Source organism: Micromonospora zhanjiangensis, assembly GCF_042650605.1.
Classification (GTDB): domain Bacteria; phylum Actinomycetota; class Actinomycetes; order Mycobacteriales; family Micromonosporaceae; genus Micromonospora_J; species Micromonospora_J zhanjiangensis.
Genome location: NZ_JBHSBN010000032.1, coordinates 1 through 15,154, shown reverse-complemented (window position 1 = coordinate 15,154; position 15,154 = coordinate 1). Strand labels below are relative to the sequence as shown.

Annotated in this window: 12 protein-coding genes; 5 read left to right on the top strand and 7 right to left on the bottom strand. The window is 69.9% G+C overall.

The features are described from left to right. Positions 1-24: 24 nt before the first annotated feature. From ACFOX0_RS29290 to ACFOX0_RS29275, 4 genes are all read right to left on the bottom strand, one after another. The gene (locus tag ACFOX0_RS29290) at positions 25-1,179 is read right to left on the bottom strand and encodes a hypothetical protein (protein ID WP_377552118.1); all 1,155 of its coding nucleotides are present in this window, start codon (positions 1,177-1,179) and stop codon (positions 25-27) included. After that, the gene (locus ACFOX0_RS29285; protein ID WP_377552189.1) at positions 1,172-2,269 is read right to left on the bottom strand and encodes an ImmA/IrrE family metallo-endopeptidase; all 1,098 of its coding nucleotides are present in this window, start codon (positions 2,267-2,269) and stop codon (positions 1,172-1,174) included. The genes ACFOX0_RS29290 and ACFOX0_RS29285 overlap by 8 nt, the downstream gene beginning before the upstream one ends. Positions 2,270-2,649: 380 nt before the next feature. Continuing rightward, positions 2,650-4,377 (bottom strand): hypothetical protein, encoded by a 1,728-nt coding sequence (locus ACFOX0_RS29280; RefSeq protein WP_377552116.1) that lies wholly within the window; start codon positions 4,375-4,377, stop codon positions 2,650-2,652. A 153-nt stretch (positions 4,378-4,530) separates the two neighbouring features. Next, positions 4,531-5,559 carry a tyrosine-type recombinase/integrase gene (locus ACFOX0_RS29275; protein ID WP_377552114.1) on the bottom strand — a complete coding sequence of 343 codons (1,029 nt, stop codon included), beginning with the start codon at positions 5,557-5,559 and terminating at the stop codon, positions 4,531-4,533. A 123-nt stretch (positions 5,560-5,682) separates the two neighbouring features. Between ACFOX0_RS29275 and ACFOX0_RS29270 the strand changes: the two genes are divergently transcribed. After that, positions 5,683-6,216: a nucleoside 2-deoxyribosyltransferase gene (locus ACFOX0_RS29270; protein WP_377552113.1), complete on the top strand. Its 534-nt coding sequence runs from the start codon at positions 5,683-5,685 to the stop codon at positions 6,214-6,216. Between the two features lie 96 nt (positions 6,217-6,312). Here the strand turns inward: ACFOX0_RS29270 and ACFOX0_RS29265 are convergent, their stop codons facing one another. Continuing rightward, the gene (locus tag ACFOX0_RS29265; RefSeq protein WP_377552111.1) at positions 6,313-6,504 is read right to left on the bottom strand and encodes a hypothetical protein; all 192 of its coding nucleotides are present in this window, start codon (positions 6,502-6,504) and stop codon (positions 6,313-6,315) included. Continuing rightward, positions 6,501-7,502: a PIN domain-containing protein gene (locus ACFOX0_RS29260; RefSeq protein WP_377552110.1), complete on the bottom strand. Its 1,002-nt coding sequence runs from the start codon at positions 7,500-7,502 to the stop codon at positions 6,501-6,503. Before ACFOX0_RS29260 ends, ACFOX0_RS29265 begins: the two co-directional genes overlap by 4 nt. 134 nt (positions 7,503-7,636) lie before the next feature. Between ACFOX0_RS29260 and ACFOX0_RS29255 the strand changes: the two genes are divergently transcribed. From ACFOX0_RS29255 to ACFOX0_RS29245, 3 genes are all read left to right on the top strand, one after another. Beyond that, the gene (locus ACFOX0_RS29255) at positions 7,637-8,074 is read left to right on the top strand and encodes an ATP-dependent DNA ligase (protein ID WP_377552108.1); all 438 of its coding nucleotides are present in this window, start codon (positions 7,637-7,639) and stop codon (positions 8,072-8,074) included. A gap of 144 nt (positions 8,075-8,218) precedes the next feature. Beyond that, positions 8,219-8,629, top strand: a complete 411-nt coding sequence (locus ACFOX0_RS29250; RefSeq protein WP_377552106.1) for a hypothetical protein — start codon at positions 8,219-8,221, stop codon at positions 8,627-8,629. A 288-nt stretch (positions 8,630-8,917) separates the two neighbouring features. Then, positions 8,918-13,456 (top strand): hypothetical protein, encoded by a 4,539-nt coding sequence (locus ACFOX0_RS29245; RefSeq protein ID WP_377552105.1) that lies wholly within the window; start codon positions 8,918-8,920, stop codon positions 13,454-13,456. Positions 13,457-13,721: 265 nt separating this feature from the next. On the opposite strand, the gene ACFOX0_RS29240 is transcribed toward ACFOX0_RS29245, so the two are convergent. Further along, positions 13,722-13,991 carry a hypothetical protein gene (locus ACFOX0_RS29240; RefSeq protein WP_377552104.1) on the bottom strand — a complete coding sequence of 90 codons (270 nt, stop codon included), beginning with the start codon at positions 13,989-13,991 and terminating at the stop codon, positions 13,722-13,724. A 262-nt stretch (positions 13,992-14,253) separates the two neighbouring features. On the opposite strand from ACFOX0_RS29240, the gene ACFOX0_RS29235 reads away from it, so the two are divergent. After that, the gene (locus ACFOX0_RS29235; protein WP_377552102.1) at positions 14,254-15,024 is read left to right on the top strand and encodes a class I SAM-dependent methyltransferase; all 771 of its coding nucleotides are present in this window, start codon (positions 14,254-14,256) and stop codon (positions 15,022-15,024) included. Positions 15,025-15,154: the final 130 nt, after the last annotated feature.

Sequence of the window (15,154 nt, the reverse complement as noted above, 5' to 3'; positions counted from 1 at the left end):
AGGCCGGCAGCTTCGCCCACTTGGTCAAGGGCTGCTGCGGTGGTAGGGGGGTTCGGCCATCTGCAGCTGCCGGGGGATATTTTCGTGCTCGGCCACGGATCCGACGCAGACGTTGCGCCAGTACTCGGCGCGCTGCCGCATGGTGGGTGCATCCAGCATGTCGGCGGCCATGCCGCTCCACACGGCGACGCCGTGGCGCAGCGCCTCGCTCTGGTCACTGCGGCGCAGGAACCGGCTCAGCCGCTCACCGTCGCACACGCTGCAGGAACAGCGCGCGGCCTGGCGGGGCCGGGCGCCGTAGAGCTTGGCGATCTTACTGCCCTTCCACCAGCAGATCAGGTGCGGGAACAGCACGCTCGGTGAGGCGTCGGCCGGGTTGAACGCCGAGGGCTTCGTTGGCGGCTCGACGGTGTGGCGGATGCTGCCGCCGGTGCCGATGGCGCCGGCGAACGCGCCGTGGGCGACCAGGTCGAAGGCGTTAAAGTCGGTCCTCATGGCCAGCAGGGGCACCCGCAGCGCCAGGGTGCGCAGGTTGGGGATGATGGCCGGTGACTGGGTCAGCGGGTCGAACTGCTTGCCGAGGATCAGGGCGACGGGGCAGCCGGCGTCGGCCAGGATCGCGATGGTCTGGTTGATGAACTTCTTGCCGAGCAGGGCGATGTCCAGCGGCGCGACGAGGATGGTGTCGCTGCGCTGCAACTTCTTGACCTTGCCGGCGGCGGCCTTGAGGCTGTCGGTGTCACCGGCGCGCACGTAGCCGGTCGGGGTGAGCGCCGCGGTGGCGCCGGCGAGGAGCTGCTGGTCCAGCAGCTCCTGCAGCGACAGCCGGCTCAGCTGGTCCTGCGGGGACCAGAAGGGCTGCTCAGGTGTGGCCGCGTAGTGCTCGTACGCGGCCGGGTCGACCAGCACCGGGGCGTCGAAGTCGGCCTGGTCCAGCAGCCGCATGCGCTTGCCGGTCTGCGCGCCGGCGAGGATGAGACCGCCTCGCCGGCGATCCACGACCGGGGCGACGGCGGGCACGTGGTTCGGCCGGGTGTAGACGAGCATCCGGTTGGCAAGGGCGCCGACAGAGCCCGCCGGCGTGGGCGGCGTCGGCTGGCTGGCCAGCCGCTGCCAGGCTGCGTTGACATCGTGACTGAGGTCAGCGGCGCCGCCAGCGCCGCCGCGAGGCTCACCCATCTACCGTCCTTGACTCAACATCGGTGAGACCGATCAGGGCTCGCAGGTTGGCGGTCGTTGTTCCGGCCGCTGCGGCCGCAGCGTCGAGGCTGCCCGCTTTGGCCACGGCGGCGTCGATGATGTTCGGCACGAGCTGTGGCCGGTCGGCGGGCAAGGGCTCCGGCTCCGCGCTCTGCCAGCCCAGCGCCGAGATCTGCGCGCTGACCGACCGGTACCGGGATTCGGTGATCACGGCCAGGTCGACGGCGCGGCGCAGCAGCGCCGCCGCGGACACCCGCCACACTGCCTTGAGCTGCAACAGCCGCGCCGGGGTGATCGCCGCGGCGCTCAAATCCGCGCGGACCTGCCGGGCGGGGGCGAGCAGTTCCGCCGCGAACGCCTGCGCCATCTCCTCGGCGTCGACCCCCAGGTCCGGGGTGCAGGCGCAATGCCCCAACTCGTGCGCCAGGGTGAACCGCTGCCGGTCCGCCGGCGCGTCGGTGTTGACCACGAACACCGGAGGCTCGCCGGGCGGGTGCAGGCTTGTGGCGTCGACCTCCCGCCCGCCCAGTGACATCGGCACCACGAGTGCGCCGAGCCGCTCGGCGATCGCGGTGACCGACTCGATGTGTCCATGCCCGAGGCCCAGGCTCGCGCGCAGCGACCGCGCCGCGTCCTCCGGGCCGTCGACTCCACCGACGCGCATCGGCTCGACCCCGAATGCCGGCAGCGGATAGTCGGCCAGCGCGGCGAGCCGGTGCAGGTGCAGCCGCAACAGGTTGATCCGCGCGTGCAGCCGCCGCAGCGTGGACGCCTTCGTCGACTTGCGGTTGCGGTGATACAGGCAACCCTCACCCAACGCCCGCAACTTCGCGTCGGCGGTGAGCAGGTCGGGTGTGGCCTGCAACGCGGCCGCGAACAGCGCCAGACGCTCCCCGGCGACCAGCAGCGTGCCCTTTTCCACGCGGGAGACGTAACCCTGGCTGATGCGCGGGCGCGTTGCGGACAGGTCGGTGAGCCGCTGGGCCAGCTCGGCCTGCGTCATCCCCAGCGCCTCCCGCGCCGCGGTCACCACCTGCGGGTTCGCGGCCGGCTCATCGATCGCGAACATGGCCTCCACACCGGACAGCCTACCGCACCACCCCAGTTTATGCGCGAAATTATTCCGCCTGTGATTCCGTGTCTGATGCCAGGCGTGACCGGCGATGGTGACACAGCGGTGGCGCCGACGGTAGCCGCAATCCCGTCGCCGCCCCCGGCGGCCTCACCCACCCGCGTTCGGCAGTCCCCGACCCCGGCGTCGGCGACACCGGCCCACCGACCCGCATCTCGACGTCACCCGGCGCCGGAGGCGCGCGTGGCGCTCGCTCGCCGGTCGGGGCGTCTGAAGTGGGCAGAGTCCCTGCGCGGACGGCGCTGCGGGACGGCGCGGGCACCGCGCGAGTAGCGCACGCGATGCCCGCGCCGCTCAGAGCACTTGTCCGCCGCTGCTCATCCGGCGACGGCGTCGACGGGCGCCACCAGCACCCGCCCACGGGCGGTCGCGGCGGGCTCGTCCTGCCCGGACTCGAGTGCGGGCAGCGTGCCCAGGTAGCGGTAGACGGACTGGCCGGCCGGCAGGTCCACCGAGATGGTGACGCCACCGTCTGCGGCGCTCGCCGTCAGGTCGACGCCCTCGGCCAGGCGGCACCGCGGGACGTGGGTGATGCTGGGGCCCAGGTCAAGCTCCCGCCCGGCGATGCGCAGCGGCGTGCGGGGCAGGACCTGCAGGAGCTGGACATCGCCGTGGAACTGCCCGGTGAGACGGTCCGGGTCATGGGGGTAGAGGGTGAAGCTCGCGCCGCGGTCGGCGATCGGCACCTGTTCCCCGGCGATCAGCCGCGCGGCGCGCCGGATCGCCGCGGCGTCGGTCGCGGTCACGGTGGGCGGCACCGCGAAGGCGCAGCGGGTGTGTTCCTGGATCGCGGCGAGCGCCTCCACCAGCTCCACCACCTGCTGCGGCGCGGCGTCGCTCAGGGGCTCCTCGATGGATGTCTCGGCCAGCGGAGTGCTGGCGCCGTTGACGTGCAGCCGGATGAGGTTCGGTGGGCGAAAGGCGGCCAGCAGCCGCAGCAGCGGCAGCGCGGCCGAGGGTGTGGCCAGCGGCGCCTGCGCCACCGACACGGTGATGGTGCCTGTGCGCTGCAGCTCGTCGATGCGCAGTCGCACGGTGAGGACGTCGAGGTGCTCCGATCCGCGCAGGGTGAAGCCCCGCTGTCCCCGCAGCCGCTGAGTGAAGGCGATTTCGAGGCCCTGTTGGGGCATCCCGGCCGGGCTCAGCACGGTCAAGGTGGCCAACAGCGCAGGCTCGACGCGTTCGGGCACGGAGGAGATGAACAGCCGGGTGACCGGCCGGGCGCCGGAGATCCCGAGCTCCGCCGGCGCAGTCAGCGTGAGCGGCCCGACGAACTGCCCGGACAGATCCAGGTCACCGCCATAGGCGAACGCCTCGTCGACCCGCTGCCGGGTCTGCTCACCCTCGGGGGTGGCGGGAAAGTGCAGCTCGCCGGCGACCGTGATGGGCGGCGGCTGGGCGCCCTGCCGGGCCGTGACGGTCACCTGCGTGCGCCCGTTGGCGGGGGTCGCGCTGATGTGGTAGTCCGGGGAGATTTCCTCGGCGCGGCGGTTGAGCGCCTCGGACCGGGCGATGAGATCGGGGATGCCGCCGGCAAGCATGTCGCGTTCGGCCCGGTACTCGCCGATCGCCTCGAGCAGTTCACCGTCGAGGTCCCTGAGCACCGCACGGACCAGGTCAGGATGGGCGGCGAGCTGAGTGTTCAGCCAGGAGCGTCCGTGCCACTGGCGGATGAAGCGGTAGGTCTTCTTCAGCTCGGTGAACCACTGCAGCTCTGTGGGGTTGTGGTTGATGGGCACCACGAGGTACCAGGCGCGCGGGTTCAGCTTCGCCGCCTGCGTCAAGGACTTCTCGACCTGGCTGCGGCGGTTCGGTGAGCGGCTGCTGAGCCGGCCGGTGAAGCTCTTCAGCTCGTAGATGCTCAGCCGTCCCGCGTGCCGAAGCTGCACGTCGCGTCCGCCGTCACCGCCCGAGCCGTCCATCACCTCGGCGTCGGGATACAGCCGGAGCAACAACCGCGACACGAGGTCGGCGTACTGCGGCTCGGACAGCTTCTCCCACGGCACCGACACCACCCGCTGCGCCCCCTCCTCGACTGCGAACACGACATGATACGGGCCCTCACCGACGGTGAGCGCGGCCGCGTGCCCCGGCCGGCGCCGGCACCCGGTCAGGACGGCAGGCAGGCCCGCCTGCACCTCGGTGGCCCCGGGTGTGGCTGACGACGGCGCCGGTCACCCTCAGGTCGGGCCGGACGCTCACAGGCCGACGTCGGTGAGGGCGTTGTCCTGCCACTGGTCGGCGTCCTCGATGTAGCCGGCGAGGGTGGCCGAGCCGTCCTTCCACCCGCCGTGGCGGGCGATGCGCAGCGGGTTCTTGCCCTGGCGGTGGGTTTCGGTGGCGAAGCCGCGGCGCAGGGAGTGCCCGGTGAACGCCGACGCGGCGTCGAGGCCGGCGCGCAGGGCGGTGCGGCGCACGATGATGGCCACGGCCTGGCCGCTGATGCGCCCGTTGGTGTCGCCGCGGCCGTGTGGGGCGCGCCCGAGGGTGCCATGGCGGTCGATGCGGCGGAACACCGGCCCGGACGTCTGTCCGCGGGCGGCCAGGGCGTCGAGCCAGGCTTGCATGGTGCGCACCGGGCAGGTGCCCGGTCGGGAGGTGTAGGGCAGGGCGGTGGTGCGGCCGGCGGAGTCTTTGTCGGTTTTGGAGCGGCGGATGGTGACCTGCAGTCCGTCGTCGGTGAAGGTGAGGTCGGCGATGTTGAGGGCGGCGAGTTCGCTGCGGCGGGCCCCGAGGGCGAAGCCGACCACGATCAGGGCCCGGTCGCGCAGGCCGGCGAGGGTGGACAGGTCGAGGGCGTCGACCATCGCCCGCAGGGCGGTGATGCTCACCGCCTTGGCTTTGCGTACGCCGCGGCCGGCGTCGGCGAGTTCGGCGCGGTGGCGGCGTAGCACCGCCCGGGCGGGGCGGGTGTTCGGCGCTGGGGTGTCGGCGCTGGTGTGGGCGACGGTGATGGCCGCCATGGCCCGCTCGATGGTCGAGGAGGCCTTGCCCTCGTCGGCCAAGTGGGAGACGTATTCGGCCAGGGTCGCCGCGGTGGCCGGCAGCCACGTGCGCTGGTGCTCGTCGCACCAGCGGGTGAAGCGGCGCCAGTCCCCGGCGTAGGCGCGGCGGGTCGAGGCGGGCACGGACTCGCGGATGCGTCGGCGCGCGGCGTCGGAGAGCTGGTCGTTGGGATCGATGGTGGTGATTGGTGGGGTGCTCCCCCAGGCCTCGATTTCATTCACGATAACGTTCCTTATCGTGAATGAGCGACAGAGGGCGGGCGACGCGCCGCCGATAGTCGCTCAACCGCGCTACCGTCCACTACGGTCGTCTTCCTCCCCCGACATTCGAGAGGACGGTTCCGCATGGACAACTTCAAGGACATCCGCATCTACGCCGCCGGGAAGATCACCAAGAACGGGTGGCGGCACAGCCTGTTCACCATCGTCGATGACGCCGAGTACGAGAACCCGGACCGGACGCCCTGGCCGGCGGAGGTTCGCATCGCCAGCCTCCCCGGCGCCGTCTACGTCGGCCCGCACTTCATGAGCGATGACCACGGCTGCTACCACGGCGAGAATTTGCACGGCGTCGCTGCCGGTGACACCGCCTGCGGCGGCGCCTACCCGGGCATGTCCCGGCCCGAGGTCACCCAGCGGTGCCTGACCGCGATTCGCTCGGCCACCCACGTCTTCGCGTGGATCGACGACCCGACCTGCCACGGCAGTCTGGTAGAGATCGGCTACGCGCGGGCGCTGGGCAAGCAGGTGCACGTGTACACCCAGACCGGGCGCAAGGAACTGGAGGACCTGTGGTTCGCCGGCCAGATCGCCACCGCCCACGGTGAGGCGGCCACCGTCCAGCAGGCGTGGGCCGACTTCCGGCTGCGGCTGAGCTGACTCGGGCCGGGGCGTAGCAACGCCCCCGACCACCTGGTCGGGGGCGTGCGTCCCGGGTCAGGTCGACTGCTTGGCGGCCTCCTTCGCCAGGAACTCCTACACCCATGATGGCCAATGGAAGGCGTACCCGTCGTCGGACTCCACCCACCGTGCCCCGGCGATCGGCTGACCCGAGCGGGTGGCCCGCCCCACTACCTCGGCTGGCAGCGGAGCGGTGTCGATGTGCTGGATGAACAGGTCGCGGTCGCCCCCGGGCAGGGACTCCCACCAGGCATTGAGATCAGTCATGTATCCGCGGTATCCAGCTCAACCTGCCGGACAGTGGCAACACTGTGGGCCATCGCCGCAATCTCCATTACTACCCGGCGTTCGCCCGTAGATCGGGAACCTGCCCGCCTCGCTGCCGCTGCCGCGTCTGCTTCGGGTTCCTTCTTCGGCTGCTCGAGGTGGTGCACCTTCAACCCAGCGTAGCGGCCGCGCATGGCCATGCCCGTGTCGTAGGTGACCAGCCGGACGGGCCGACCGGCAAGAGCTTGCACGTCGACGGTGCGGTCGACGATCTCGTTGTCGTTATCCGGGAGCCGGACGTGGCCAGGTGGGTCGAGGAGCACCTCGACGGTCAACGTCCCACGTGCCCTCTCCTCGACGGAGAAGTCCTTCCCCCGGATCACCCCGCCCTCCTCCCGAGTGATGCGGTCGATGTAGGCGACGGAGTACCCCGCGCGGTATCCCCGCTCGCCGTGCTGCCGCTTGCCCTTGTCGAGCTCGTCGACCACCACCAAGGGCACGATGATGTGGACGTCCTCGAAGCCCAGGTACAGGTCCCCGGCGATGTCCCAGTCCTCGATCTTCTCGGGGTGCTCCATGTAGATGTTGGTGTCGAGCACCAGAAGCTCTCCGCGCCGATCGAACCGCTTCACCTGCCCGGCCAGGTCGTCCAGCGCGGCCTTGAGCACGCTCACCCGTTCATCCAGCTGCGTGGAGACCAGCCCGTTGATCAGCCGATCCCCCACTGGCCGGGTGACAAAGGCGCCGGCCGCCGCCAGCACCACCTCGTAGGCCTTGAGCGGCACGAGGTACTCGAGCTCGGCTGGCCGAACCTGGTTACGCAGGCGCCGCTGCGCCTCGTGGCACCAGTCGAGGTAGGCGAGGGCGCGCTCCAGCGCTTCGCGGGGTCCGTTGCCCTGGAGGTTCGTGATCTGCTGGTGGACGTCGGCCAAGGCGGAGCGGAGGACCTCGCGGTCACCGCCGGGCAGTGGTGTGATGAGCACGCCGAGATCCTTCACCCCGACCACCTGGGCGCGCCACTCTGAAACGCGGCTCCCGGCGGGCCATTCGTTGTCGTGGATCTTCGCCCGGGCTGAGTGTCCCCCTCCCCCACGATGGCGAAGGTGAGGGGTCTCCACGGTCGGTGCGGGCGGTGAGCCCGGCCCAGGGCCCGGCCAGCGTGGCGACCGGTCCGGTGCTGCGCCGGCCGGTTACGCCGATGCTCGCCACGCCGGTCGATGCCGTGCCCGAGGGCTCTGACCTCGTACACCAGCCGGAGTGGGACAGGTGGAGGTGCATCGCCTTCCGCCAGGCGGATGGCGTGTACCTGCAGTCGCGGGCGGGCCGGGACCTCACAACCTACTTCCCGGACATCACCCGGGCGATCCGGATGCTCCCGCCCGGGGTCGTGCTCGATGGTGAGCTGATGGTGTGGCAGCGCGGCCGGACGAACTTCGCGGCGCCGTCGACCTTCCGGCGGAGGACGCCGCTGTTGAGCCACTGCACGAGCGTGGCGGCCAGGTGGGAGTGCTTGTCGGTGGCGAACCGGTGGTCGAACTGTTCCTGGCCCCGGAGCCGCCCACCTCGGTAGGCGACACGATCGCGTCTGACCTATGAACCAGCGCAGTCAGGGCCGCTGGTCCCCGACGAGCGAGAGCGGCATGACCAGTGCTGTCGAAGGTCGGCGCAGACTGCGGTAGCCCATGGAGCCGAAGTTGACGTCTAGTGTGCCTGCATGTCAACCACCTACGGCGAATACGAGTCAGTCGAGCGAAACTGGGAGAACGACGCTTCCGACCTTCGGCGCGCCACTGCCGTGACCGAGCCCATCTCGGCGGGGACTCTCATAGGGGCCGGCTACCACATCGCGGGGATTGCGTCGTCGCTCGCACGGGCGAGTGAGTTCCAGAACTTGGTCGACCACCACAACAACCTTGAAGAGCCGCTGATTTTCACGAACGACACCCTCGTCTTCCTGGCTCAGTACATGAACAACCTGGCTGACTCGGTTGACCGGAACCCTGAGCGGTTCCCCACCTACGACACGGACCATCTGGGTACCTGGCTGCGCGGCTGCGGGAGGCAAATCCGGGCTGCGGCGGAGGCGACCAAGAAGCCGCCGAAGCGGCGTATCGAAGCGCGGTAGGGCCACCAGCACGGTCCGGGCGACACAAGCGCCCGGACCGTGCGGTATGTGCAGGTGGAGCCGACCCTGGCGGTGGAGATCGACGCCAACGTGGCCTTGAGCACGGGCCTTGGTGGCATCGGGGGAGGTAAGCGCGGGCCCGGCCGGACATGTCGGGTGTATGACGTGCCGCTGCTGCTTGGCGAGGAAGAAGGGCTACTTCGGCAAGCCGTCGGGCTCACTACCATGGATTGGTTGCCCACGGCGTGCAGCCACCGGCGGGCGACGAGACCGGAGTGAAGGACGGGGATGGCGAAATCTGAGGTGTCGCGCTTCGCCACGCTGCGCACGTGGGAGGGCGAGCAGAGCCGGGCGTTCGAGGAACTGTCGTTCCAGCTGCTCAAAGACCGGGTGCCTGCGGGAACGCACGCGATCCGCACTGGCAACCCGGACGGCGGGGTCGAGTGGTACGCCGTCCTGCCCAACGGCGAGGAACACGGTTGGCAGGCCAAGCACGTGCAGGGCATCGACCCGCTGCTGACGGCGATGACCGAGTCGGTCACCCGAGTTGCCAAGGAGCGCCCGACCCTGCGCACGCTGACGTTCGTCATCTCCTGGAACCTCGCCACCAGCAAGCAGGTCAGGAATGGCAGGCAGCTCAAGTCGCAGCGGGAGAAGTACCTCGACAAGGTCGCGACCTGGCAGCGGACGATTCCCCGCGCCGACAAGATCACCTTCGAGCTGGTCCAGGGCAGCGACCTGCTCGACGAGCTGGCCAAGCCGCAGCATGAGGGCCGCCGCTGGTTCTGGTGGGGCGATCTCATCTTCGGCCCCGATTGGCTGCGGTCGCATTACCAGCGCCAAGCTGGCGCGGCGGGCGAGAAGTACCGCCCCGATCTACAGGTGGATATCCCGATCCAGCAGGACCTACTCGCGATCGGGTTCGACCACACGATGGTGGAGCAACTGCGGCGGCTGCTGCGCGGGATCGCCGTCGCTGTCGCCGATCAGGACGTCTGGCCGCGGGATCCGGACCCCACCGGCGGGCCGCTGTTCGACGCCGTGAAGGACGCCGCGCTCGCTCTCGCCGAGCAGGTCGGCGCGCTCGAGCTGCAGGCCGGTGATCCCCCGGGCGTCCTGCGGGACCTAGTCGCGCTGCTGGCGACGGCACAAGACGCGGTGGACGCGGTAGTCGACTACGAGCACGCCACCGACGCCGCGCGCCGTGAGCTTCCGGCCGACGACCCGCGCAAACAGCAGCAGGCGTCCTACCGGCGCAGCGACACCTTCTACAGCCTCGTCGCGGCGATGCGGGAGGCGTCGGCGTGGCTGGCGTCGTCGCCGGGCCGGGCACTGCCGCAGCGAGCGTACTTCCTGACCGGACAGGCCGGCTCCGGCAAGACTCACCTGCTGCTCGACGCCACCGGCCGCGCGCTCGACAGTGGTCGGCCTGCGGTGTTCCTGGCCGGTGCGCAGCTCGGGCAGGGCAACCTGTGGGCGAGTATCGCCGACCAGCTGGGGCTGCCGGCCGTCGGTGCCGACGTTCTGCTGCTGGCGATGGACGCCGCCGGTGAGGCCGCAACGACAGTCGGCAGCCGGTTTCTGATCATCCTCGACGCGCTGAATGAGACCGTGCCAGCCGACTTTTGGCGCGTTCACCTGCCCGCCCTGCGCTCGGCGGTCGCCCAGTATCCGCACGTCGCGCTCGTGGTGTCCTGCCGCGACACCTACCGGGACCTGGTTCTGGACGGGACCGAGAGCAGCCACTTCCTGCAGCGCACCCATCCCGGCTTCGCCGACCGGGAGGTCGAGGCGACGCACACCTACTTCGCCCACTATGGGCTTGAGGCCCCGAAGATTCCGCTGCTGACACCCGAGTTCACTCTGCCGCTGTTCTTGCGAATGTACTGCGAGAGCCTTGCCCGCTCCGGCACCGACACTAGCCACGAGGGGCATCAAGGCCGGGTGACGATCTTCGAGCGGTACCTGACGGCGAAGACCACGACAGTCGCCCGCCGGCTCACCCCAGCCGCCACCTCCGGCTGGGAGCTCGACGCGGCGCGAACCCAGGTCACCAGCGTGCTGGACGCGCTGCTGGACGAGATGGCGCGGCAAGGCCGCGAGGGGCTGGCCAGCGCCGTCGCCGAGACCGTCACCCGCCAGGCCCTTGAGGGCAGTGGGCTGAACCCCGTCCGGGTACTCGGGTTGCTGCAGGAGGAGGGCGTGCTCACCCGCGAGCGGCTCTACTTCGGCGACAACACCTTCGGCGAAGGGGTCCGGGTCGTCTTCCAGGCCTTCGCCGACTTCCTGCTGCTCAAGCGCCGTCTCGCTGCCTGCGCCGACCCGCTACACGATCCGGCGCTGGCCGCGTGGCTGACCGAGGAGTGCAGCTGGGGCATCATCGAGGCGGCGACCGTGCTGTTCCCCGAGGTGCACGGCATCGAGCTGCCCGACCTGCTGCACACCACGCTCCCCCGGCCGCCGAGAAGCCGCGACAACCGCGACGGCTGGACGAGGCACAACCGGATCCGGCAGCTCTACCGGTCGCTGGTGCAGACACTGCCTTACCGTGCCTCACCGGCGGTTACCGAACGCAGCGTCGAGCTGCTCAACGCCGCGCTGCCCGTACTGTCCGACACCGAGGTCTTCCGGACCCTGTTCATCCTGGCTCCACAGCCAGGCAACCGGCTCAACGCCGAGCGGCTGCACCGCAACCTATCCCGGCTGGCGATGCCCGTGCGCGACAGCAGCTTCGGCTTCGCGACCTACCACGAGATCTTCGACGACTCCAGCCCAGCGACCCGGCTGGCCCGATGGGCCGCGGCCGGACCGTACCCGGGCTACGACCCGAAGGTCGTCGAGCTGGCCTGCATCCCGTTGTGCTGGCTGCTGTCCTCACCCAACCGGTTCATGCGCGACTGGATCACCAAGGCGCTCGTGCAGCTGCTGCACGGCCATCTCGACGTCATGCGCGCCTTGATGGAGCGCTTCTGGAGCGTGGACGACCCGTACGTGGTGCAACGCGTCGTCGCAATCGCCTACGGGTGCCTGCTGCGCAGCTCGCCCACGCAAGCCGACCAGGCGACCGCGCTGGCCGAGGCCGTACACACGATGGTCTTCACCCCATCCGTACGCGCGGACGAACTGCTGTTGGACGCCGCCCGCGGCATCACCCGCTGGGCGGTGGACCACAGCCTGCTGCCCGACGAGGCCCGCACGGCAGCAGCACGCCCGTACGGCATCGCCGCCCCGAGCGCACCACCGACCAAAGAGACGATCGACACAAAGTACGGCCAATGGCGGGAGACACCCGACGACCAGAACTACCTGTCGATCGTCGTTTCGGTCCTCAACCTCGGCGACTTCGGCCGGTACGTGGTCGAGTCCGGCATGCGCCACTTCTCCCGCCACCGCATCGGGCAGCCGTTCCCCGACCGCACGGGCCACCGGACCCCGCGGTTCGTCAAGTTTCGCTGGCACGCGTTCGTCGCTTCCCTGCGCCCGGAGCAGAAGGAGGCATTCGCTGGCTGGCTACGCGATCCCGACCCGCACAGCATGGGCCGGCTTAGATACCTGCGCCCGGGCGCGCAGGATCCCTTCACCGACGCTCAGCGAGACCTGCTCGACGCAGTCTGGGCATATCCGAAGGTGCCTGATGACGACTATCCGATCGATCGTGCCCGACGGTGGGTGTTCCGCCGGACGCTGAGCCTGGGCTGGACGCCGGCGCGATTCGCCGCCGAAGATCGCAAACTTGGGCATTCGCGGGGCCGTAGCGGCCACAAGGCCGAACGATGGGGCAAGAAGTACCAGTGGATGGCCTACCACGAACTGCTGGCCCGGGTCGCCGACAACTACCAGAGCGCCCGCCGCTACGACGATGAGCAAACGTACGACGGCTTGCACCAGATTGTAGGTGAGCGGGAGATCGATCCCAGCCTCCCGCCGATCGACTTCCGGGCCTTCAGTGACGATAAGGGCACCGGCGTGTCCGCCTGGAAACCGGCGCTAATCCGACTCACCTCATGGCCCCCGGCCAACCTGGACTTCCGCCGCTACCGCGGTGACATCCAGCGACTGCTGGCCGAAACCGCGACCGAACCAACTCTCGCTACATCGCTGTTCCTGCGCGACCGCGACGGCAACGACTGGGTGGTGCTGGAAAGCTACATCAAGAAGATCGATCCCGCCGCGCACGAGAGCTGGCGGGGCCTGCAGGAGACATCCACCGTCGACACGCTGCTCATCGCGGCCGGCCAGGCACCCGAGTTCCTGGCCGCGCTCGCCGGCTGCAGCCGCAACACCATCAACGACCTACTCGACACTCACGGCCACATCGACTGCTGCTACGTCGGTGAGGTCAGTCGCACTGGGCCTGCCTGCTACCACCGGCACGCCGAGTTCGAGACCATCGAGGTAGCGGACCGGTCCTTCAACGTCGGCCGGACCGTCGAACCCTACACCTGGGAAGGCAACATCTTTGACTGCTCGATCGGGGAGAACGCCAGCAGCGTGCTGCCCTCGACCCTGCTGCAACAGGAGACTGGGCTGAGCTTCGACATGCGCGGACCGAGCTGGCTCGACGCCGACGGGTCACCGATCTTCGCCCACCATTCGCAACCTGGAGACGACAGCCGCGCCCTGCTGGTACGCGCCTCTTACCTGCGCGACTACCTAGCTGAACGGCAGCTCGAACTTGTCGTGCTGCACTGGTTCGAGCGCATGGAACTGACCGGCTCGCACGACGGCCCGTTCCCGTCCGTAAGCGTGAGTGTGGCGGCGCGCATGGGCGCCGACCTGGCTCTGCACGAGGGCCCGCCCCGCCGCGACGAGCGCGATCTTTCCTGACCGTGTCGAGCTCCTTGGCGGCTCCTCAGGCCGCGAGCGACTCGAAGAACGCGAGGAAAGGTGCGAGTCGGCCCGGGCCTGGCCAGCCCGGGGTCGAGTTGTCCTCGCGCATGGCGTAGACCGGCTCGGTGGCCGGGAGACGGCCGAGGAACGACGCTCGAAAACGCGTAGCGACTCCACCGTGACCGGTGACATGCCCAGCAAGCGCCGTGTTCCGTCTGCCTGACGCTGCCGCGGCAGCGTCAGGCACCGCGCTGCCCGGTGCTCAGCCGGCGTAGCGGGCGGCAAGCCGGTCAAAGAAGGCGTCAAGCCGGCGGGCCGTCGCCGGGCCATCGGCGAGCTCGGCGCCACCAAAGCGGTAGACCTCATAGCCGGCCAGGCGCAGCTCGCGGTCCTCGGCCATCATCTCGGCGTACAGGCGCGGGTTGGCGTACCGGCGATTGTTGGCCAGCACCTGGTCATCGGCGTAATGCTGCACGCCGTCGCACTCGATCACGACCCGGACCCGGTGCGGCAGTAGCATCAGGAAGTCCATCCGCTGGCGTGCCAACGGCGCCGTGCCGGGCGAGTAGTAGCTGCGCCCGTGCGGGTCGTAGTGCAGGTAGACCTGTGGGATCAGCGCCGGGATGTCCGGGCCTAGCTAGAGCGGCGGCGGTCGCGAGCGTTGCGCCGGTCCCCCGCGACGTCGTCACGAAGCTTTGTCGCCGATCCGGTCAACCGCCGTCGTTCCCGCATCGACGTACGCCGATGCGGGAACCTGCTTGACGGGCACCGCCGCCCTGCATGAGCCTGCGGCCATGGACTCCACGACGCGGGCGAACAGGCGGGCCTGGGAGACGGCGTCCCGGCCGCACGGCCGGGAGTGGTACGACCACCTGCTGGCGCAGGCCGCGGCCGGCGCGACCCTGTTCGACACCGAACGGGAACTGCTTGGTGAGGTGTTGGACCGGTCGCCCGATGTCGTGCACCTGCAGAGCGGCAACGGCACCGACGACGCGGCTCTGGTGCAGGCCGGTGCGCGGTCGGTGGTGGGTGTCGACTACAGCGAGGTGGCGGTCGCCGCGGCGTCGCGACGCGCGCGGCAGCTGGGGTTGGCCTGCCGGTACGTCGTCGGCGTGTTGCCCGGCGCGCCGCTGGTGCCCGGGTGCGCCGATCTGGTGTACACGGGTAAGGGCGCGTTGATCTGGATCACCGATCTGGCGGGCTGGGCGCGGGACGTGGTGCGGTTGCTACGGCCGTCGGGTCACCTGTTCGTGTACGAGGAGCATCCGGCGGTGCCGTTGTGGACGCTGGACGAGGACGAGCCCCGGATCCGGCCCGATCGCAGCTATTTCGGTGCGTGCCACGTCAACGACACGTTTCCGGCGGGTGGGGCGGTCCAGGTCCAGCGGACGCTGGGTGAGGTCGTCACGGCGGTGGCGGCGGCGGGGTTGCGGATCGTGCACGCGGGTGAGTACGCCGAGCCGTTCTGGCGGGTGTCCGGTGTCGAGGCGGCGGCCTGGTCCGGTCGTCTGCCGAACGCGTTCTCGTTGCTGGCTCGGGCGCCGGGGGTCGGGCCGGTGGGCTAGCTCCAATGCCGTTCAGTTAGGGCGGTGGTTGGCCTGTCAAGGTTCGTTGGTGATGACGTTGATGCTGGTGGTGGCTTTGTAGGTGCGGCGGTCGATGTTCGGTCCGCGGGCTTGGTACTTGGAGTTCGAG

Coding starts and splice junctions, on each gene's coding strand:
- ACFOX0_RS29270 (WP_377552113.1), top strand. CDS start 5,683: ATGGACAACTTCAAGGACATCCGCATCTACGCCGCCGGGAAGATCACC.
- ACFOX0_RS29265 (WP_377552111.1), bottom strand. CDS start 6,504: ATGACTGATCTCAATGCCTGGTGGGAGTCCCTGCCCGGGGGCGACCGC.
- ACFOX0_RS29285 (WP_377552189.1), bottom strand. CDS start 2,269: ATGTTCGCGATCGATGAGCCGGCCGCGAACCCGCAGGTGGTGACCGCG.
- ACFOX0_RS29245 (WP_377552105.1), top strand. CDS start 8,918: ATGGCGAAATCTGAGGTGTCGCGCTTCGCCACGCTGCGCACGTGGGAG.
- ACFOX0_RS29250 (WP_377552106.1), top strand. CDS start 8,219: ATGTCAACCACCTACGGCGAATACGAGTCAGTCGAGCGAAACTGGGAG.
- ACFOX0_RS29290 (WP_377552118.1), bottom strand. CDS start 1,179: ATGGGTGAGCCTCGCGGCGGCGCTGGCGGCGCCGCTGACCTCAGTCAC.
- ACFOX0_RS29240 (WP_377552104.1), bottom strand. CDS start 13,991: ATGGACTTCCTGATGCTACTGCCGCACCGGGTCCGGGTCGTGATCGAG.
- ACFOX0_RS29235 (WP_377552102.1), top strand. CDS start 14,254: ATGGACTCCACGACGCGGGCGAACAGGCGGGCCTGGGAGACGGCGTCC.